The 18,874-nt window shown below is 67.7% G+C and carries 16 protein-coding genes and 1 tRNA gene; 6 read left to right on the top strand and 11 right to left on the bottom strand.

Annotated elements, in window-relative coordinates:
- The first annotated feature begins 12 nt into the window (after positions 1 to 12).
- A complete protein-coding gene (locus B0F77_RS27450) occupies positions 13 to 744 on the top strand; it encodes an AraC family transcriptional regulator (RefSeq protein WP_086665874.1) in 732 nt (243 codons plus the stop codon).
- Here B0F77_RS27450 and B0F77_RS27455 read toward each other — a convergent pair.
- Positions 741 to 1,442 (bottom strand): SDR family NAD(P)-dependent oxidoreductase, encoded by a 702-nt coding sequence (locus B0F77_RS27455; RefSeq protein ID WP_086665875.1) that lies wholly within the window; start codon positions 1,440 to 1,442, stop codon positions 741 to 743. The two genes, B0F77_RS27450 and B0F77_RS27455, sit on opposite strands and share 4 nt — an antisense overlap.
- A 109-nt stretch (positions 1,443 to 1,551) precedes the next feature.
- Here B0F77_RS27455 and B0F77_RS27460 point away from each other — a divergent pair, with 109 nt between their 5' ends.
- The gene (locus tag B0F77_RS27460; protein WP_086665876.1) at positions 1,552 to 2,109 is read left to right on the top strand and encodes a TetR/AcrR family transcriptional regulator; all 558 of its coding nucleotides are present in this window, start codon (positions 1,552 to 1,554) and stop codon (positions 2,107 to 2,109) included.
- Between the two features lie 61 nt (positions 2,110 to 2,170).
- Here the strand turns inward: B0F77_RS27460 and B0F77_RS27465 are convergent, their stop codons facing one another.
- Together B0F77_RS27465 and B0F77_RS27470 are read right to left on the bottom strand one after the other, a co-directional pair.
- Positions 2,171 to 2,629 carry a hypothetical protein gene (locus B0F77_RS27465; protein WP_086665877.1) on the bottom strand — a complete coding sequence of 153 codons (459 nt, stop codon included), beginning with the start codon at positions 2,627 to 2,629 and terminating at the stop codon, positions 2,171 to 2,173.
- A complete protein-coding gene (locus B0F77_RS27470; RefSeq protein ID WP_245848697.1) occupies positions 2,629 to 8,790 on the bottom strand; it encodes a PA14 domain-containing protein in 6,162 nt (2,053 codons plus the stop codon). The genes B0F77_RS27465 and B0F77_RS27470 overlap by 1 nt, the downstream gene beginning before the upstream one ends.
- 298 nt (positions 8,791 to 9,088) lie before the next feature.
- Between B0F77_RS27470 and B0F77_RS27475 the strand changes: the two genes are divergently transcribed.
- Together B0F77_RS27475 and B0F77_RS50730 are read left to right on the top strand one after the other, a co-directional pair.
- Positions 9,089 to 9,277 carry a hypothetical protein gene (locus B0F77_RS27475; protein WP_245848698.1) on the top strand — a complete coding sequence of 63 codons (189 nt, stop codon included), beginning with the start codon at positions 9,089 to 9,091 and terminating at the stop codon, positions 9,275 to 9,277.
- 36 nt (positions 9,278 to 9,313) lie between these two features.
- Complete coding sequence (locus tag B0F77_RS50730) at positions 9,314 to 9,913, top strand: DUF2637 domain-containing protein (RefSeq protein ID WP_245848699.1); 600 nt, start codon at positions 9,314 to 9,316, stop codon at positions 9,911 to 9,913.
- Between the two features lie 8 nt (positions 9,914 to 9,921).
- Here B0F77_RS50730 and B0F77_RS27485 read toward each other — a convergent pair whose 3' ends face one another.
- From B0F77_RS27485 to B0F77_RS27510, 7 genes are all read right to left on the bottom strand, one after another.
- Positions 9,922 to 10,431, bottom strand: coding sequence for a hypothetical protein (locus tag B0F77_RS27485; RefSeq protein WP_143466929.1), 510 nt, complete (start codon positions 10,429 to 10,431; stop codon positions 9,922 to 9,924).
- The gene (locus B0F77_RS27490; RefSeq protein WP_143466930.1) at positions 10,428 to 10,793 is read right to left on the bottom strand and encodes a hypothetical protein; all 366 of its coding nucleotides are present in this window, start codon (positions 10,791 to 10,793) and stop codon (positions 10,428 to 10,430) included. The genes B0F77_RS27485 and B0F77_RS27490 overlap by 4 nt, the downstream gene beginning before the upstream one ends.
- A gap of 5 nt (positions 10,794 to 10,798) precedes the next feature.
- On the bottom strand, positions 10,799 to 11,875 hold the full coding sequence (locus B0F77_RS27495) for a hypothetical protein (RefSeq protein ID WP_086665881.1): 1,077 nt from the start codon (positions 11,873 to 11,875) through the stop codon (positions 10,799 to 10,801).
- Between the two features lie 82 nt (positions 11,876 to 11,957).
- The gene (locus B0F77_RS27500; protein WP_143466931.1) at positions 11,958 to 13,415 is read right to left on the bottom strand and encodes a hypothetical protein; all 1,458 of its coding nucleotides are present in this window, start codon (positions 13,413 to 13,415) and stop codon (positions 11,958 to 11,960) included.
- A 29-nt stretch (positions 13,416 to 13,444) separates the two neighbouring features.
- Entirely contained in the window at positions 13,445 to 13,993 is a 549-nt protein-coding gene (locus tag B0F77_RS27505; RefSeq protein WP_158102837.1) for a DUF3558 domain-containing protein, read from the bottom strand.
- Between the two features lie 19 nt (positions 13,994 to 14,012).
- Positions 14,013 to 14,417: a hypothetical protein gene (locus B0F77_RS48090; RefSeq protein WP_158102838.1), complete on the bottom strand. Its 405-nt coding sequence runs from the start codon at positions 14,415 to 14,417 to the stop codon at positions 14,013 to 14,015.
- A gap of 122 nt (positions 14,418 to 14,539) precedes the next feature.
- Positions 14,540 to 15,319: an ESX secretion-associated protein EspG gene (locus tag B0F77_RS27510; RefSeq protein WP_158102839.1), complete on the bottom strand. Its 780-nt coding sequence runs from the start codon at positions 15,317 to 15,319 to the stop codon at positions 14,540 to 14,542.
- A gap of 831 nt (positions 15,320 to 16,150) precedes the next feature.
- Between B0F77_RS27510 and B0F77_RS27515 the strand changes: the two genes are divergently transcribed.
- Positions 16,151 to 17,230, top strand: a complete 1,080-nt coding sequence (locus B0F77_RS27515) for a replication-relaxation family protein (RefSeq protein WP_245848701.1) — start codon at positions 16,151 to 16,153, stop codon at positions 17,228 to 17,230.
- Between the two features lie 349 nt (positions 17,231 to 17,579).
- Positions 17,580 to 18,749: a recombinase family protein gene (locus B0F77_RS27520; protein ID WP_245848703.1), complete on the top strand. Its 1,170-nt coding sequence runs from the start codon at positions 17,580 to 17,582 to the stop codon at positions 18,747 to 18,749.
- Between the two features lie 9 nt (positions 18,750 to 18,758).
- On the opposite strand, the gene B0F77_RS27525 is transcribed toward B0F77_RS27520, so the two are convergent.
- Positions 18,759 to 18,833: transfer RNA gene (locus tag B0F77_RS27525), tRNA-Ile, on the bottom strand.
- Positions 18,834 to 18,874 lie beyond the last annotated feature (41 nt).

Consider the following 18,874-nt stretch of genomic DNA (forward strand, 5'->3'; position numbering starts at 1 on the left):
TTCTGCCGATATATGTCGAATTCTCGCCACCAGCCGGCAGCACCGACCGCGATCCGCGAACTGGCGGCGGCGGCCGGTGTCACCGCGCACTGGCACGACGAGCACCAGATCGTCTACGCCAGCCGCGGCGTCGTGGCCGTGCACACCGAGGCGTCACGCTGGATCGCGCCCGCCCACCGTGCGTTGTGGATCCCTGCCGGCACCGTGCACGCACATCGCGCGTACGGCGTCACACGGCTGCACTTCCTCGGACTCACCCAGAACCCGTTGAAGCTCCACGAACCAACAGCGCTCACGGTCAGCCCCCTGCTGCGCGAACTGCTGATCGCCTACACGTCCCTCAACGACCGAGAAACCCCTGCGGGCAAACGAATGCGCGCAGTGTTGCACGACCAGCTCACCACCGCGTCCGAACAACCCGTGCGCGTACCGGCCGCAACCGACCCACGGCTCGCGGCGGTCTGCGCGTTGCTCGAGACCGACCCCTCGGACGCACGCGGTCTCGAAGCCCTCGGCCGCGAGGCGGGCGCGAGCGGCCGGACGCTGACCCGGCTGTTCCGCGACGACCTCGGCATGACCTTCCCCCAGTGGCGCACGCAACTGCGCCTCTACCACGCACTGCGCCTGCTGGCCGAGGGCCGCTCGGTCACCACCGTGGCCCAGCAGTGCGGGTTCGCCACCGCGAGCGCGTTCATCGACGTCTTCCGCCGCTCGCTCGGCCACACCCCCGGCTCGTACCTTTAGAGCACGTTGAACACTTCCTCGGCCCGGTCACGCTTGACGAACATCTGCCAGGCCGTCTCGGCGATGTCGTCGGGGTTGAGCGTGTGCCCGGCCAGCCCGCCGAACCGCTCGGGCCTGGACTCCACCAGCTTGTGGATGTCGCCGCGTTCGACGACACCGCCGATGGTGAGCGTGCCCGCGTACGCGCCCTTGTCCGCAAGCGCCGCGTTGAGCGTCAACGCGTAGTTACGCAACGCCGCCGACGAAAGCGCCAGTGCACCGAGAATCGGCAACGGCACCACCGAACTCAACCCACCGGCGATCAACACGCCACCGCCGCGTTCGACCACGCCCGGCAGCACGCGCCCGACGACGTCGACCGCCGGGTACACCCAGTCCATCGCGGCGCGCAGCTCGTCGGACGTGGTCGTCGTGATCTCGTTGGGCATGTCGTCGAGGTTCGCGGACCCCGGCCCGTAGTAGACGACGTCCACCGGCCCGATTTCGTCCAAAGTGGACAACAACCGCGCGCGATCCTTGACGTCGACGGCGAACGCCGTCGCGCGCACCCCCGCGCCGGCCAGCTCGGCCAGGTAACCGGCGTGCCGGTCCCCGCTGCGCGACACCAGCACGACGTCGTAGCCCTCACGACCGAACCGGTGCGCGATGGACATGCCGAGCCCGGGACCGACCCCGAGCACAAGTGCCTTGGGAGACATGGCTTTTGTCCTTCCGAACGCCAATTCGAGGCAACCCTCGATTTACTCGTCCGACGCTACCACATAATTCGAGGGCACCCTCGACTTAGCCGCTGAGTAGGATCCGCACATGGTCACCGCGTCGAGGCCCCTGCGTGCGGACGCGGCACGCAACCGGGAAAAGCTGCTGGCAGCGGCCGCGGCACTGTTCGCGGAACGCGGCCTCGACGTGCCGATGGAACACATCGCCCGCAAGGCGGAGGTCAGCATCGGCACGCTCTACAAGCACTTCCCGACCCGCGAGGACCTCGTCACGGCGATCTTCCCGGAGCGCCTCGCCGCCCTGGACGTGATCGGCGAGAAGGCCCTGGCCGACCCGGACCCGTGGCACGCGCTCGTCACCTACCTCGACGACCTCTACGCCCTGCAGGCCGAAGACCGCGGCCTGAACGACATCCTGGCGCGCGACCTGCCGAACGCCCCGCAGGTGGTCTCCGCCTGCCACCGCGGCACCGGCCACGCGGAGATCCTGATCATGCGGGCCATCACGGCCGGCGTCCTGCGCCCTGACTACTCGATCACGGACATGGCCACGCTGACCAGGGCGATGGCCCAGGTGATCAGGGACATGCCCGGCGAGTGGCGCCGCTTCCTGTCGATCTACGTGGAAGGCCTGCGCGGGCCTTAGCAACGAGCCTCAGCAAAAAGGGAGGGCAGGCGAACCACGCCTGCCCTCCCCACCGGTCAGCTCAGCCGCAGGAGGTCGCGCGGCGGAAGTCCTCCGGTGACATGTTCTTCAGGTGGTACCTCACCTTCCCGCCGGACAGGTCGTCCAGCGTGAAGTCGTGGTAGAGGACCACGTCCCCCTGCAGAACGACCCGCGCGACCAGGGTCTGGCCCGGCTGCGGCTTCTGCAACCGAACCCGCTCCACCGCACCGGACGGGGTCTCGCCCGCGACGAACCGCTGGACCTCGGCCGGTGTCGAGAAGTCCACCTGCCACAGACGCGGGTCGTTCTCGTCGAAGACCTGCTCCCTCGGCGCCACGATCTCCGCGGTCACGACCTTCGCCGGCTGGCAGCTCGTGTAGAGGATCTCCACCTGCCCGGTTTCGGTGAGGCGAACCGCGACGGGGTCGTACTCCGCCTGCGGGACACACCCGCCGACGAACAGGGTCAGCGCCGCGGCAGCGGCAACGAGGTTCCTCATCAACATCCAGCCCGCGGTGGCCTTGTGTAGCAACCGTCCTCAAGACCCGCGTGTCGTTCGAACGGGTTGTTCGCGCCCCGGAACCTGATCGAGGTCAGGCCGTAGGCTATCGGGAACAGGATGCCTCCCACCGCCCACTGAGTGGCGTGCTTTGCCTCATGTCGCATCATCCGCGCGTCAGTGGTCTTCTCTCCGGTAAGCCACGCGTTGCCGATCGTGATGCCGCGCTGGGAACCCCAGCCCCATCTCATCCCGTTGCAGGCGACCATCAGTCCCTGTCCCAACTTGCACTTGCCTCCGTTGATCTGGGCCCACTTCATCCCCGCGGCGGTGAACGGCAGGTTCTTGACGAACCGCGCCACGTGGAAGCCCCTGGTGACGGACTTGCGGACCGCGCCGTTGAACGAGGAGCGGATCTGAGCCCGGTTCCTCCACGCCCACCTGGCGCCCTTCTTCAGCCAGTCCGGCAGATGCCCGTCGATGTCCGTGGAGTTGATCGGGTCGCAGTTGACGTAGTCGTAGTCGTTGGCGCTGCCGCCCTCGACCGGGTCCACGGACAGGAACCGCCCGAGCAGCGGGCTGTACGGGCGGGCACCCATCTGCACGACCGACAACGAACCCGCGTGCTCGTACGGACGCTGGTGCTGTCCGAGCCAACCGTGGTCCATCTGTCCCGGCAGATTGTCGGGCACGTCGTCGGCCTGCTGCGGCTCGCCGTACGGCGAGTAGGTCCGCAGCGCGCCGGCCTGCTTGCCGTCCGCACCGGTGGTCAGGCTGAGGTCGCCGCGCACCGTGGGATGGTCGACGGTGCTGCCGGTCGCGCCGGGTTTCCAGGTGTAGAGCGCGCCGCCGGGCAGGCTGAAGCTGCGCGACACCACCCTCTTGTCCCCGTCCAGCGCGAGATCGGTCGTGTCACCGCTGCCGGTGTAGCCGTAGCGGACGTCGGCCACGGTGTCGCCTTGCGCGGCCTGCCTGCGGATGATCCGGTCGGTGCCGTCCCTGGTGTAGGTGACGTCCGCCGGGTCGGCGCCGGTGGTGCGCACCGCGATGTTGCGGTTCGCCCCGTCCCACGACAGCTGCGTAGTGGCGTTGCCATCCGTGTACTGGGTGGTGTTGCCATGGGCGTCGTACTGCACACCCGTGATCGTGGTCGCGCCGGACGTGGCCATCAAGCGGTCGGCCGTGTCGTAGCAGTACAACGTCTTCGCGACGCCGGCGGACGTCTCGTCGAGCAGCGCCGCGCGGTTCGAGTTCAGCGGCGCGCCGAGCCGCGCGCCAGTCGGGCAGACCAGCACGGTGGACGAGAAGTCGTAGGTGTAGTGGTGCCCGGGGACCCAGGCCTCGGTGAGCCTGCCGGCCGTGTCGTAGACGTAGTTCGGGCCGGTCGGCCGCGCATCGACCCCGTTGAGGGACTCGTCCACGATCGTGCCGGCCCGTGAACGCGTGACCGTCGAGGCGATGTTCGCGTTGTCGCTGGTACGCCACGTCTTGGAGGTGACACGGCCTGCCGGGTCCTTGCCCACCGCCGCCAGCGAACTGCCGTTGACGTAGGTCGCCGACGCCAGCTCGCCCGCGCTGTCGTAGGTGACCGTGGCCAGCACGGTCGCCCCGAGCGACACGGTGCGGAGCCGGCCCGCGTCGTCGTAGGTGTACGACGTTTCCTGTGCCGCGTCGGCCGCGTTGGGCAGGTTCACCTTCTCCGTGGTCACGCGACCGGCCGTGTCGTACTTCGACTCGGTGCGCACACCGTTGGCGTCGGTGTACTCCACGACCCGGCCGAGGATGTCCACCCGTGTGGTCACGGTGCCGCTGTTGTCGGTCACCGACGTGGTGAACGGATCGCCGTTGACCGCGTGGTTCGTGGTGACGGTGCGTTCACCGGCCGACGAGGTCGCCGGGTACTTGACCGACACGGGGCGGTCACGATCGTCGTAGGTGGTGCAGGTCCACGTGCCCGCGGACCCCTTGGCCACCACCCGGCCGGACGCGTCGAAGATCTGCTCGTCCTCCCGTGCCGGACCGGTGGCCGGTGCGGGGAGCTTGGTCGTCTTCGCCAGGCCGCCCTGGTTGATCGCCTCCACCTCCGGCGTGCACGGGTTGTCGCGCGTCTCCGTGTCCCCGTAGTAGACGTACGTCGACTCCGCCCCCGTGGGCATCGTTGTGCCCGTCTTGCGCAGGTACCCGTTGCCGGGAGCCTCGTAGGTGGTGCGCGTCGTCAGCCCCGCCCTGGTCGTGCTGGTGGGCAGGCTGAACGCCGGGTCGAGCCCGTTCTCGCCGTACTTGGTCGACGAGACCTTGTCCGGCACCCCGGCCGACTCGTCGGTCGCGGTGGAGGTGGTCAGGTCGTGCCGAGGCCGCAGGCTGGCCGCCGGGACGACCTGCTGAACGCCGCCGGGAGTGGTCCAGTGCAGTTCGAGCTGCGCGAGGCTGACGATGTCGTAGTACTCCAGGCGGATCTTCTTGGCCGCACCGGCCGCGGGGCTGGTGACGGTGGCCTGACGCCAGATGGCTCCGGTGTCGATCCAGCTGTCGATCACGAGCTGCTCGTCGACCCACAGCCGCACACCGTCGTCGGCTAGCAGGCGCATCGTGTAGGTGCCGGCTTCGGGGAAGACGACCTCTCCGGTGAGACGGAGGGAGAAGTTGTCGGCCGGAATGCCGGTGGCCGGCGCGGCGTCGCCCCAGTTGCGAGCGGTGGTGCCGTCGGTGGCCAGACCGGTCTGGTAGACCTTCGGACTGCCGGTCAGCGACTTGTTGTCGTAGAACGCGGCGACCAGGCCGTTGATGCCCTCGTCGTAGTTGGTCTTCGTGTGCGGCACGGTCGCCGCGCACGCGGCGGTGGGCAGCTGACCGGTGAAGCACGACGCCGGAGCGGGCCCGTACTTGTCCGTCACCCGGTCCTGCGCGTCGTACACCGTGGTCGACATGCGGCCCGCGGCGTCGGTGGAGGTCAGGGACTGGTCCTTGACGCTCCACGTCTGCGAGGTGGAGCGGCCGGTGGCGTCGGTGCTCGACAACAGCCGGAAGGCCGCGTCGTAGGTGACCTTGGTGAAGAACCCGGTCGCGGGCGTCAGCCCGTCGGCGTCGACATAGGTGGTGCGCTGGGCCGGGTCGTAGCGGTACCCGTGCCGGCCGCGCGGCACGTCGGCCGACGCCTTCGGCGAGAAGACCTGGCGGACGATCGGCTTGGCCGCGGTGTGGTCGACGTAGTGGACGATGTGGTTGGCCGCGTCGGTGTTGCGGTTGGCGGGATCGGCCGCCACCCAGTCCGACGCACGACTGTCGCGCATCCCGTCGATCAGGCCGTTGGCGGTGAAGCTGAAGTCGGTGATCTCCGAGCCGGGATCCTCGATCCGGAACAGCCGGCCCTGGTGGTACCACAGCCGCGTCTGCGTGCCGTCCCAGTAGACGAGCCGGCACAGCATCTGCGGCGGCGGAGCCGTGTCCGCGCCCGGCGGCGGGGTGGCGCCGGCGTAGCAGTCGTCACCGGGGCGGTTGTAGTGCAGCCGGTGCGAACGCTGCGAGACCGGGTCCTTGACCTCCCTCAGCCGCGACGGCGAGCCGTCGTAGATGTTCTGCAGTGCAGCGGGTTTGCGGGTGTCGGCCGCACCGGCCTGGGACTCCAGCTTGCCGTCGGTGTTGAACACGAACACCTCGGACCCGTGGGTCAGCGTGATCCGGCCACCGGTGTCGAGCGCGAGGATGCCCTCCTCGCCTTCCGGGGGCGTGTAACCACCGGCGGACTTCTTGGTCCAGGTGTGCTTGGCGCCCGAACCGTCGGTCAGCACGATGTTCTGGTCGGTGACCTTCGCCTCGGTGAAGGTCGCACCGCTGCCGTCGAGGTCGGCGGACAGCGTCCAGCCCTTGGGCAGGGCGGGCAGGTCCTGCGAGTACAGCCAGTCAGCCGGGACGATCTGCGGCGGCACCGTCGTGTTGTCGTTGGTACGCACGAACAACCGCAGCTGAGCCAGCCCGCGCTGCTCGGCCAGCTCGACCTTGATCGGCACGCGCTGCCCCGCGGTGAGGGCGACGTTGCCGGCCACACCCCAGTTCACGTCACCACAACAAGGCTGGTCGTAGACCGAGTTGTTGTTGATCCAGATCTTCAGCCCGTCGTCGTGCACGCCGGCGAACTGGTATGTGCCCGTGACGGGGGCCTGGAAGAATCCTTCCCAGCGCACCACGAAGTAGTCCGCCGGCAACGCGGGCGCCCACGGCGACTGGTCGGCCCAGTCGACGTTGACCTGCGGCTCGGTCCGCACCAGCACCGGCTCCTGGCCGGGGTTGATGTTGCCGTTCTGCGACAGGTCCTGGAAGTAGGACGCCCGCAGGCCCTTGGTCTCCTGCTGCTGCGAGTTGTACGTCATCGTCACGCCGGCGCTGCCGCCGACGGTGGTGAACGTCGGCGAGGAGGCCGTCACCGTGGCGTTGCCGTTGGCCAGGTTCACCGCGATCGGACCGACCGTGTCCACCGGCGCCGGGCCGCGGTCACCGATGCGCTGGTCCATCTTCAGCTTCCACACCGGACTCGGCGTCGACGTGATGCCGCTGTAAGCCTGCACCCGCCAGGTGTAGGAGACACCGTCCTGCAGGACACCGGACGGAACTGTCCAACTTGGAGAGTCGAGACAACCGGAGTCCACCACCACACCCGAATTGGCGTCCGCGCCGGTGGCGATGCGGAAGCAGTACTTCACCGGATCGCCGTCCCCGTCGGTCACCGGGTTGACCGCCAGCGTCGGGGTCAGGCTCGTGCTCACGGACTCGTGCGCCGGACCCACCAGCGTCGGCGCGGGCGGCGCGGTGCCGGTGTCGATGGTCATGGTGGCGTCGAGGACCTTGTAGGTCCACACGTTCGGGTCCTCGTGCCCGGTGATCATCATCCAGGCGTAGGGATCCCGCGCGTCGATCTTCTCCCGCAGGTACTGCGTCAACCGCGGGTCGCTGAAGCTGCCGACCTGCCCCACCAGCGCGGAGGCCAGGTGCTGGCCCACACCGTTGAACTGGAACGCCGTGCCGTGGTACAGGTTCGCGCTGTAAGTCTTGTCCACCGGCGCCAACGTCCGGTTGTTGCGCACGTCGAACCGCGCGCCCACGACCGTGCGTCCGAACATCTGCGGATAGTCGAACTTGAACAACGTCCGCCACACCGTCTGGTTGTGCAACGGACTACCGATCTGCAACCCGTACTGGTTGTAGGTCTCGGTGCCGTCGGACTTGTACGAGTGCCACTCCGTCACCGGCAACGTGAACGTCGGATCCACGCTGACGGGATAGACCCGCTCCCTGGCCCGCAGCCAGGCCTCGTCCACCGCCACGGTGAGCGTCCAGCGCGACCTCGCCAGCGGCTCCAACCGGTAGCTGCCACCGGTACGGCCGGGCGGGGCGTCCGCCGTGCCCGCGGAGTCCCACGCCAGCACCGGCGGAATCACCAGGCGAGGCTTCCCACCGGCGTCGAGCAGTTGCACGCCGCCCTCCACCAGCTTCGGCGTCAGACCACCGGTGTCCAGCACGAACCGCCACGACGACTTGCCGGCCGCCGGCGCTCGCTTGAGCTTGATGACCTCCTTCACGGCATTCGGCACGACCTCGTACTCCAGGTCAGCGGCCGGCTCGACCTCCTGATAGCCGGCCTGCGCGCCGCTCACGACGACCTTCGCCGCCTTCGGCTGCTCCAGCCCCAGCGACACCCGCGCGCCGTCCTCGGTCCGCACGCTGAGCAGGTTCGGGTCCTCCGCGCTGCCCGCCAGCGTGGGCCGAAGCGGATGCCGCTTGGCCTTGACCCGCTTGGTCGGGGCGTCCGCCACCAGCGACAAGTCCACCGGAAGCCACTGCCCGTCGGCTTCCTTGACGTTCATCGGCACCGTCGCCTGACGATGCGTCTGCGTGCCGTCCGGGTTCTCGTACACCTCGCCGAACATCGACCGCGACACCAGCCGCGACCGCTGCGGGTCGAAGTGCGAACCACCGCCCTTCTTGGCCAAAGGCGTGAAATCCGCCTTCGGATCAGCAGGCGCGACCGGATCCGGCCTCACCGGGAGCGATGGCAACAACGGCAGGTCACGCGGGTTCACCGCCTTCGAAGCGGCCGCTTCCGCGGCTCCCGGCAGGACAGCCGGGGTCATGCCAGTGGCGAGCAACGCCATGCTGGCGACAACCACGAGAGATCGAACGAAACGTCTTGGGCGCACGCCAAAGCGCACGCCTGTAGAAGGCGTTGACAAGAGGACCCCCCAGCCCGATCGTGACATCCGGCAGCAGGTGCCGGGCAGCCGAAAGCATGGATCAACGGGGGCAAACCGAACAAGCGGCCGTTCGGATGAGCCGACGGCGGGAAAAGTTGGTGGGCCTAACGCATCAGCATACGAACCGCTCGGTGCTGGTCGAAGGGCCTGAAATCACGATCCGCCCGGTGGGCACCCGTCGTCCGGTGGCGGGTGGTTCCCGATGAGCCGCCACATGATCATTACCGGATTGACCGACCTGCAGGCCGACGGTCTGGCGTGCGTCATCTGTGGGGCGGACTACCTCACGTTGCGGACCCCGCACGTGCCGGTGGGCCGGTCGGTGACCGGCTCGCAGGTGTTCGCCTGCGTCGGCTGCTGCCCTGACGGCGCACAGCTCGCAGCGGGAGGTGTACTGCGGTGAGGCGCCACGACTACCCCTGCTCGGCGGGACCGCGCGTTGTGGGTGCAATGCGCCTGCACCGCGTTGGTCGCGCTCGGTGCGGCCTACGTGTCCTATCGCCACGGGTGTGAGTTCGCGTCACGGTTCGGCGCCGACGAGACGACCGCCGCGATCTGGCCGTTGATCGTGGACGGGTTGTTAACCACGGCCACGGTCGAGCTGTGGAAGACGACGGGCCAGGACCGCCGCGCCAGTGGCCGGTGGGCTGCCTGGGTCGCCTTCATATTCGGAATCTGCCTCTCGCTTTGCGCCAACGTGGCGGCGGCTCCCGAGTTGAGCGTGTTCGCTGTGGCGGTCGCGGCTTGCCCTCCGCTGGCGTTGCTGCTGGCGTTGCTGCTGGCGGTCGAGCTGCTCAACCGCGCGCTCAAGCGGCACCGCGCCGAGACCACGAACGAGACCAGCATCGAGTCTGCAGAGACGAGGGAGACCAGCGACGAGACCAGATCGGTGGTGCGTCTCGCGGTGGTCCCGGACGATGGTCGCCCGCCGGTCGAATCGACGGCCGGGCTGATCGCCGCAGAGAGCACGTTGTTGCCCTTGCGGGAGACCCACACCCACCGGGGCTCCGGCTCGGACGACGGAATGAAGATCGGATAGCTCACGGATCAACGAATCGCGTCGGCGATCGGAACCGCTGCGGCGGCCGTCTTCTGACAATCAGGGTCCAGCTCGGTCGGGGTCTCGACCTCGATGATCCCGCCCGCGGTGTTGTCGAACGCCGCGGTGCAGTGCGCGGAGCTGCGTACGACCTTGATGTCGACGCTCTTGGGCGTGCTGGTGGTCAGGTCGATGCGTCCCAGCGAGCGGGTCCACTGGTCCAGCGACATCGACACGCGACGTGCAACAAGCTGGGTGGTCGTCGCTCCCTCACGCCAGATGCATCCCTTGCCGTCCTGATACCGGCCGACGACGTCGACGAGCGCGCGGACCTCCGCTGGCGCTGGATCGCGCTCGCAGACCGACCGAAGCCGCTCGTCCAGTGACTGCAGTCGCTCCTGCTCACCGCCGCCGAGCACCAACCGCAGCACCACGCCCACCAGCACCACGATGGCGAGCGCCACGACGAAGTAGACCGGCCACTTCTGCTTGCGCGGCAACCAACTCGGCTGATTCATCGGCGCCGGAAGGTTTCGTCGCTGAAGTCACCGTCGTCGTCGAGCAAGCGGGATGGCGGCCTGCTTGGCGGCTGCGGCGTGGCCTCCGGGGCTGAGGACTTGTTCTCGTAGGCGTCTGTCACCGCCTGTTTGAGGGCAGCCAGCTCAGCTGGATCGGCGTTGCGCATCGCCTCACCGGCCTGCTCCATCCGCCCGTAGAGGGCGCCTTCGAAGTCCTGCCCACTCGCCTCACCCAACGCCCGACGCAAGTCAGTCGTGCCACCGAGTACATCGCGCGCCAGCCGGGCGAGGGCAGGCGAACTCTGATCACCGGCCAGCGTCGTCAGGACCGCCCGGCGAAGGTCGGCTTCAAAGTCGTCCACGATGGTCACCTCGGCGCGGTGTAGGGCTCAAGGGGCAAGCGGCTGATCTGGTAGCCGTCGAACGACGTGCCGTGGATGTTCTTCAACAACCCGACCAGACCCTCGAGCACATTCTTGAAGTTGCTGATGATGTTCGCGACTTCGGCGAGCCTGGCGATCAGGCGCTCGATCGCGACACCAGCCAGCACCCAACCGGCGATACCGACACCGTAGAACTCGACGGTCGCGGTGCCGGCACCGGCGGCGATCGCGGCGGTGATCGCCCAGTCGATCGCCGAACTCATCAGCCCCGAGGCAGCCTTGTACATGTCGGCGGCGCCGTCCGCGGCCTCGACCAGTTTGTCCCGCACGAACCGGCAGAACTCCGCCTGTCCATGCAGCGACTCGGAGAAGCGCTGCTGGTAGGTGAGGCACGCGCCCGCGGCGTTGCCGTGCCACTCGTGTGAGAGGTCCTGCGCGCCCTGCACGACGTTCACCGAGAGGTCCTCGAAACCGTGGCGCATGCTGTGCCAGGCGTCCGCGACCGAGCGGATCTTCGACCAGTCACCGGTCCAGTCCCGCATGACCGGCTCGAACGGATCCCATCCGGACAGTGACACGATCGCCTGCCGCACGAACGCCGTGATGCTCAGCCCCACCGCGTCCAGGATGTCCATCTGCCAGCGGAACTGCCCGGAGTACTCACCCGGTGGCGACAGCCTGCCGCTGGGCGCCCGGCGCGGCGCGAACGGTGCCGCAGCCTCGCGCTGATCCGGTGAGAGGACATCACCGCGCTCCTTGCCCGGCATCGTCGCGTCGAGCTGCAGCGCGGAGTCGCGATCGGCCGACTCGTACATGGCCGCGGTGCTCGACAACGCACTGCCCGAGTCGTCCAGCAGACGACTGATCTTGTTCAACGACTCGTTGAGCTCGGACACCATCGTCGGGTAGACGTCCCCGAGCAGCGTGAGCAAGCCGCCCCAGCCGATCTTCGCGTCGATCTCGTTGCGCTCGTAGGTGCGCATCGCCTCGACCTCGTGGACCTGGCCGCTGAGCAGCTGTGCATAGCCACGCAGTGCCCCGGGCTGTACCGCGAACGTCACACATCCTCCTCGTGCAGGGCAACGACTGGACCTCGGCGCACCCCGGACAGCTCACAGCTCGTGGGGTGGTGCCGCCGGCGGTTCACTCGCCAATCACCGGAGGCGTCACCAATCCCAGATCACCGACGATCTCGTTGCCGTTGTCCTCGTTGATCAGGTACGAGGGGGTGTTCCGCTCGACGTCCTCGCCGCCCTGCCCCTTGGCCGCACCGGCTCCCATACCGCCCATCGCACCGCCACCGGCACCACCACGTCCAGCCGCACCAGCGGACGCCGCACCGCCACGAGCCGCAGTTCCTTCGTTTCCAGCCATGACTCCGGCTGACCCGCCAGGGCCGAATCCCTTGACAGCGTTGGGATTGCCGAGGCCAGTAGCGCCCGGCATCCGGCCGCTGCCCATGCCACTGCCACCACTGGCACCACGGCCGCCCGGTCCGCCACCAGTTCGGCCACCGGGGCCGGTCTGGGTGCTCTTGCCGCCAGAATTCGGGCCAGGCACGGGTCCGCCGAGGTTGAAGTTGTTGTTGCCGCCGGCCTGGTTGTTGCCGCCCTGGTTGCCCAGGTTCGGCCCATTGCCACCGAGATTGTTGTTGAGGCCGCTGGTGTTCGTCGTGCTGGTGCTCTGCGTCGGCGGGGCCGTCCAGGCCGTGTTGGTGGTGTCGTTGCCGACCTGCAGGGGAGGTGTGTTGCCCTGACCGGTGAAGCCGGGGTTCGGCGCGATCGGCGGCCTGCCGGGATCAACCGGATCCTTCGGCGGGGCAGGTGGCTCAGGCGCGAACGCCGGCTGAGCCGCGGCGGTCTGCGCCACCGTGCGGTCGTAGGTCTCCACCGCCCGCGCGGCCTGCTCGTGATCAGCCTGCTGTTGCTGGAACGCGGCCTTGTCCGCCGCCGCCTGCTGCACGAACTGAATCGGGTCGGTGATCGACATCAGCCGTTCCCGCGACGCCGCCGCGTCGTAGGGCTGCGCTGGCGGTGGCGGCACGTTGTTCTTCGCGTCGCTCAACGCCCGCGACTGCTGGGTGAACAGCGTGCCCGCCAGCTGTGCGGCGGTGCCGGTCTCACCAGCCCGGTTGCCCATGCCGGCCAAGGCCTTTCGGGCGCCGTCACCGGCCTGGCCGGTCCAGTCGCTCTCGCTGCTGCCGATGGCCGAGGCGACGTCGTCGTTGAAGGTCGCCAGTTCGTTGCCGATCTGGGTCCAGATGTCGCCGATCTCGCCGATCGCACCGGGATCGACTCCGTTGTTGACCGAGTCGTGCAGTTGCTGGTGTGGGATGCCGATGTAGTGCGTGTCCGGCCCGGCGGGAGCCGACCGGGTCAGCACCTGCCCCTTGAGCTGCGCCGCCTGTGCGTCCAGCATGTCGTCCACGCGACCCGGCGCCTCGACCAGCTGCATCACCATGCCCAGGAATGGGCCGTACTGGCCCTGGACCTCGGCCATGACCCGGTCCTGAACCTCCTGACCGGTCTGCACCTCCGCGTGCCGCTGCACGCCGTAGCGCGAGTACACATCGGACGGTCTTCCTGGCGCTCCCTCGTTCATCCCCCGCACCCCTCTCCCAGCAACAGCCGCTACGGCAACTTCGGCTCGACCAGCTCAGCGATCTGCAACGCACGCGGACAGGGATCACCTTGACCGTTCAGGGTGACGTCGACCCGCGACGATGACGTCACGCCCACGGCGACGATGCAGCTGCCACCAGCCGCCACGAACTTCTTGGCTTGGTGCCGACCAATCGTCACATCAGTCACCTCTCCAGGCGCCTGCACACCGGCCAGTCCCACATTCGTCCGAATATCAACCGAGAAGCCAGCTAGGTTCGCGGAGTAGTCGCATCCCCTTGCAGAGCCGATCTTCTCCGGCTTGGGTTCCTCTTTCAGCGTTCCCATCACCTGTTCGGCCTCGCTCTTAGAAAGCAGGCTGCACGGGTCCGTATCCGCCAGAGAGCCGCTTGCCTTGGTCGAGGTCGGCGAACTGGTCGAACTGCGGGTGTCCTCGCTAGAGGTGGAGCCACCGGTGTTCGGTGTGGGTTTGGGATCACCGGTGGTCGATCCAGTGCATGCAGTGAGGGCGACCAGTGCGGCGGCGGCCAGGCTGGTCAAGACGGTCCGAGAGTTCACGTGTTGCTTCCCTGATTGGTCAGGCGGAGAGAGTTGGGCCACCGGCTTTGGTGATGCCTTGCTTGGCGTCCTGGTCTGCGGTCTGGTAGGCAGCCATCGCCTTCTCGACGTCGGAGCGCATCTGCTCCAGTTCCTGCTTGAACTTCGTCGCGGCGGTGATGAAGCCCTGCGCTGGGTCAGTGGCGATGCTGGCCAGGAATGGCTTGTACACCTGCGCGGCCGGTGTCGTCCCCAGCGGCGGCTCCTGGCTAAGACGGTCCGCCTTTCGGAGGGCTTTCGTCACCCCGTCGTACATCTTGTCGATGGCCTTGATCAGAGCTTGGCCGCCATGTTCGTTGACACCGACACCGGCGGCGACCGAGGCCGAGAAGCTGGCCACCGAGTCGCTGATGCCCCGCATACCGGTGAAGAACGCCTCCGGCACAGTCGATCATCCTCCCCTGAAACGCTCCGCAGCAGTCCTGACGCTGCGTCGTCTCACGGTAACAAGTAGTCGCTGCCGTGTCCGCCGGATCCGCTGCACCGCTCACGCCACAGGTTCCCCGGTTACCGGTGCGAGTCGATGATCCGGTTCAGCTGACGGTCGAGAGCGGCCTGGTCAGCAGGGGTGTATGTCGCCGCCAGCCGTCCGTCCTGGCCGGCGGTGGGGATCACCGCGTACCGCCCGACATCGGTGTCCAGGTAGTTGATCGTCCCCAACTCGGTCTCCTGCCCGTTGCGGCCACGCGTCGAGACCTGGAGGTACCCGGCACCGAGCCGGGGACGGCGCAGGATCTCCTCGGCCGCCGCTCGCTGCCCGGCTGGCGACGGCGCGGTGGCCTTCACTGGGGTCCTGAAGGTGTGTTCGGAGAAGTCGTCGTCCGCCCGCCGCCTGCCCTTGGGTGCTGAGGTGTCGGTCACCGTGACCGAGACTCCCGGACCAGGGCGCATCGGAGGCAGCAGCCGCACCAGAGCGGGCACGGCCGCGTCGGGCTGGCAGAGCCAGAAGGCGATCGTTTCGCCCTGTTGTTCCGCGACCACACCCGTGCGGTCGTCGGTTACCGCGAGGGCCGCGGGCTGCGTGTCGCCGATGGTGCCAACCAGCGCGATCATCAGATGTCCGCGAGCGAACACGTGCAGCGCCTCCACCAGTTCCGGCGCGAACTCGCCGTCGCGAACCAGTCCCCGGTCAATCAGGTCCCGGTGCACCGCCTCGACCAGCCGGAGACGGTCCTCCCGCGTCGCGCCGTGGTGCGGGACGACGAACGGGAACCGCCGCACATTGATCCGCAACGCCTCACCGAGCACGTCCAGCGCCGCGAACGAACAGACGATCTCCCCCGGCACCCCTGACCACCCCTTGCTTCTCGCACCGACCCAAACGATGCGTGACCGGCCGCCATACTGCCAGTCGAACGCACATCAGCAGAGCGTTACCGGCCACAACTCGACGAAGATCTCGCTGACGGGCGACACGACGAGCACACCGACAGCGTGACCGATGCCGCCACGCACCTGAACGGTCTCGCCGACGGGTACGGCGGCAAGCTCACAACAACATCGCAGGAACCCCGACTCAGATTGACCACCTCAGATCTGCCTGTTGAGTACGGCATCGGCGAGCAGCGGAGGTGACGAATTGATCCCGGCTGACCTGACTCGTGTCCGAAATCGTGCGGGAAATCGGCAGTTGAGTGATGTACGAGCTTGTCCCATGATGGAAGGACAGCCGATCGTGGTCACCACTTGCCGCGCCAGACATATCACGCACCGCAACGGTTGAATCACATCTCGGTCACCGCTGTCAAAAACATGGCCGAAATCCGGAGTTGAGGGGTGCTGGGGAGTTCCCGGCCGCTTCGAACGGAAGGCGGCGATGATCATGATGAACGATGGCGAGCGTGCCTGCGGTCGTGATGTCGCCGGTGCGGGTGGGGCGGCGTCGGGTCCAGCGGATGGGTCAGCGGAGCCTCGGCGTTCTGAATCCGCCGACCATCCGCCGGGGCTGTTGCCGCTAAAAGAGCTGGTCAGCGATAGTATCGGCGGGAGCGTGCGGAAGGCCGACTGAGGAGTGATCCTCACCCATCCGCACATCGGGGCCGCGCGGGGCGCAGCGGCCGGCGGGCCGGGGAACCAGACTCGGGCCTGTGGTTCCGGCTGGTCAACCGGGACCGACGTTTGCTGGCACTGCTAGCCGAGCACAAGGTGCTCACCACGAACCAAATCGCGGCGATCGAGTTCTTGTCGGTGCGGCGTGCGCAGGATCGGCTACGGCAGTTGCGGAAGCTGGGGGTGGTGATCGCTTTTCGCGAGTCCTATTCGCGTGGCGGGACGAGCCAGACGCGTTACGCGCTGGGCTACCTCGGCGCACGGTTGATCGCGGCGCAGCGCGCGGAGAAGCCGCCCGCGCCTAAGGGGTATACCGAGAGCCTGGAACGGCTCGCGTTGTGGCCGAAGCTGGATCACCAGCTCGGTGTGAACGACTTCTTCTGCACGCTCGCCGCTCGTCGCAACCCCGCCCGGCTGCGCGAGGCGGGCCGCGATGGTGAGGTGAGCGGGTTGACGCAGTGGTGGTCCGAACGCCGCTGCACCGAGTTCTTCTGGAAGTACCTGGGCGGTGGCCGGGACATCCGGCTACGCCCAGACGGCTACGGCTGCTGGGAAGAACACGGCCGGACGGTGCGGTTCTTCCTCGAACACGACACCGGCACCGAGTCCCTGCCGAAGGTCATGGGCAAACTCGACGACTACGCCACCTTCCCGACCGATGCCTTCGGTGTGCTGCTGTTCTCGGTGCACTCCAGCAGGCGGGAGATCGCCCTGCGGGCGGCCCTGCGCCGCGCCCTCATCGGTGGCGGTCCTGGTTTCGTGATCGCCACCGCAGCTCGCGACGACAACGGCTTCGGCAACACCGACGGCCCGGCGGGGCCGGTCTGGGGCCTGTGGACGCCGCAGGGCGGCGACAGCGTGCCGCTCCGGCACAGGCTGGCCGAGCTACCGCAACGTGGCCCCTCCGTCGAGCACAACGCCTCGAACACCGACCAGCCACTCAACGAAGCTGCGTTCGACCCCGACGACCGGGAGATGTCGCGCCGCATCAACACAACCCGGCCCGAACCGGCCACCCCGGCGGGCTATGCGGATGACGATGACGACCTCGACGACGTCACGCTCTACGACGACACGGACGACGACGTGTACCGCGCGCCGGGATCCCCGGCTCGACCAGATGCGCAGCGGCCACGCTGGGCAGCCTGAATTCCAGTCCAGCCAAGGGTTCCCGCACGCTTCCGCCTGCCGTTAGGAGGTGACCGACGATGACGTGACCCATGAGAAACGACAGCGACGGTCGTGCCAGTGTGCTGGCTTCGGCCCGTCGTTTCTTGCGCAGCACGGAGAATCTGGACCCGTTGTTACGTCGAGCCGTCTACTGTGGTCTCGCACCTGGCGAGACCACGCCGGGACATGGAGACAAGCCGAGACGAGACATCGAGACCACGGCGAGACCAGCGAGACATCAAGTCTCGCAACGGGTCTCGTGGTCTCGGCGGCGGTCTCACTAGATGTCTCGGGTGGACCGTTCGACACCTCCACCCCGATGGGCCGCATGCTCGTGCAGATGCTCGGCATGTTCGCCCAGTTCGAACGCGACACCATCATCGACCGCGTCATCGCTGGCATGGAACGCAAGCACGCCAAAGGAAAATGGAAGGGCGGCAGGCGTCCCTTCGGCTACCAGGTAGACAAAACCAACCACACACTCGTCGTCGACGAGCACGAAGCGGTGATCGTGCGGCTGATCTTCGGCCTTTACACCAAGGATCGGCTCGGTTCCCGCGCCATCGCCAAGATCCTCAACGACCGGGGCCACCGCACCAGCTGTGGCGGCAAATGGTCCGGGTACCAAGTTCTCCGCGCCCTGAACAACCGTGTCTACCTTGGCGAACTGACGTTCCGGGAGACCACCGTGACCGACACCCACGTCCCCATCATCGACCTCACCGTGTGGGAGCAGGCCCAAGCCATTCTCGACGCCCGCGGCGAGTCCCATGCCCACCGCGCCGCCTCTGGCTCCGACTACGTGCTCACCGGCCGTCTGCGCTGCCCGAAGTGCGGCAAAGCCACGATCGGCACCCGCGCCACCGGCCGCAACCGCACTTACCGCTACTACACCTGCTGGAACCTGGCCCGCTACGACGCCAGCAAATGCGACTTCAAACGCCTCAACGCCGACGCCGTCGACGCCGCCGTCCTGGACGCCCTGGCCACCTTCTACCGCACCCAGCATGCGCTCATCGCCGACGCCATCGCCCACGAACAGAAACAACACCAGGCAGCCAACGCCGACCGGCACGCCGAACTCACCACCATCGACAACCAGATCACCAAAACCGGGCAAGCCATCGACCACCACCTCACCGCGTTCGAACGCGGCACCATGGACGAAGAACTCGTCGCCGACCGGCTCACCGAGCTACGCGCAAAGACCAAGCAACTACGCACCCGCCGCAACCAGCTCACCCTGGCCCTCGACGACGAACCCACCACACCCGTACCCGCTACGCTCACGGCGGTGGCCAACCACATCGCCGAGATCATCACCAGGGCAGCCACAACCAGACCAAAGCCCTCGTCGAAGCCCTGGTCGCCAGTGTCACCATCGCCGGCCCAGACCGACTCATCCCGGTCTTCCGCATCCCCCAACCCCGCAACAGCGACGAGGCCGCACCCGCTCAAGCAGCGGATACGGCCCCGAACGGAGTGGTTCGCACAATGACTAACTCGGTGGGGAAGGTGGGGCTCGAACCCACGACCTGACGGATTATGAGTCCGCTGCTCTGACCAACTGAGCTACTTCCCCCCGGCTCACGCTGCGTGGTGGAGGATACCGATCACGCCGAA

The sequence above is a fragment of the Lentzea kentuckyensis genome (assembly GCF_002150765.1).
In the GTDB taxonomy this organism is placed as follows: Bacteria; Actinomycetota; Actinomycetes; order Mycobacteriales; family Pseudonocardiaceae; genus Lentzea; species Lentzea kentuckyensis.

What these genes read in the sequence shown, in the direction of transcription:
- B0F77_RS27485 (WP_143466929.1), bottom strand. Translation starts at nt 10,431, where the DNA reads ATGAATCAGCCGAGTTGGTTGCCGCGCAAGCAGAAGTGGCCGGTCTAC.
- B0F77_RS27450 (WP_086665874.1), top strand. Translation starts at nt 13, where the DNA reads ATGTCGAATTCTCGCCACCAGCCGGCAGCACCGACCGCGATCCGCGAA.
- B0F77_RS27475 (WP_245848698.1), top strand. Translation starts at nt 9,089, where the DNA reads ATGATCATTACCGGATTGACCGACCTGCAGGCCGACGGTCTGGCGTGC.
- B0F77_RS27465 (WP_086665877.1), bottom strand. Translation starts at nt 2,629, where the DNA reads ATGAGGAACCTCGTTGCCGCTGCCGCGGCGCTGACCCTGTTCGTCGGC.
- B0F77_RS27455 (WP_086665875.1), bottom strand. Translation starts at nt 1,442, where the DNA reads ATGTCTCCCAAGGCACTTGTGCTCGGGGTCGGTCCCGGGCTCGGCATG.
- B0F77_RS27520 (WP_245848703.1), top strand. Translation starts at nt 17,580, where the DNA reads ATGCTCGTGCAGATGCTCGGCATGTTCGCCCAGTTCGAACGCGACACC.
- B0F77_RS27500 (WP_143466931.1), bottom strand. Translation starts at nt 13,415, where the DNA reads ATGAACGAGGGAGCGCCAGGAAGACCGTCCGATGTGTACTCGCGCTAC.
- B0F77_RS27460 (WP_086665876.1), top strand. Translation starts at nt 1,552, where the DNA reads ATGGTCACCGCGTCGAGGCCCCTGCGTGCGGACGCGGCACGCAACCGG.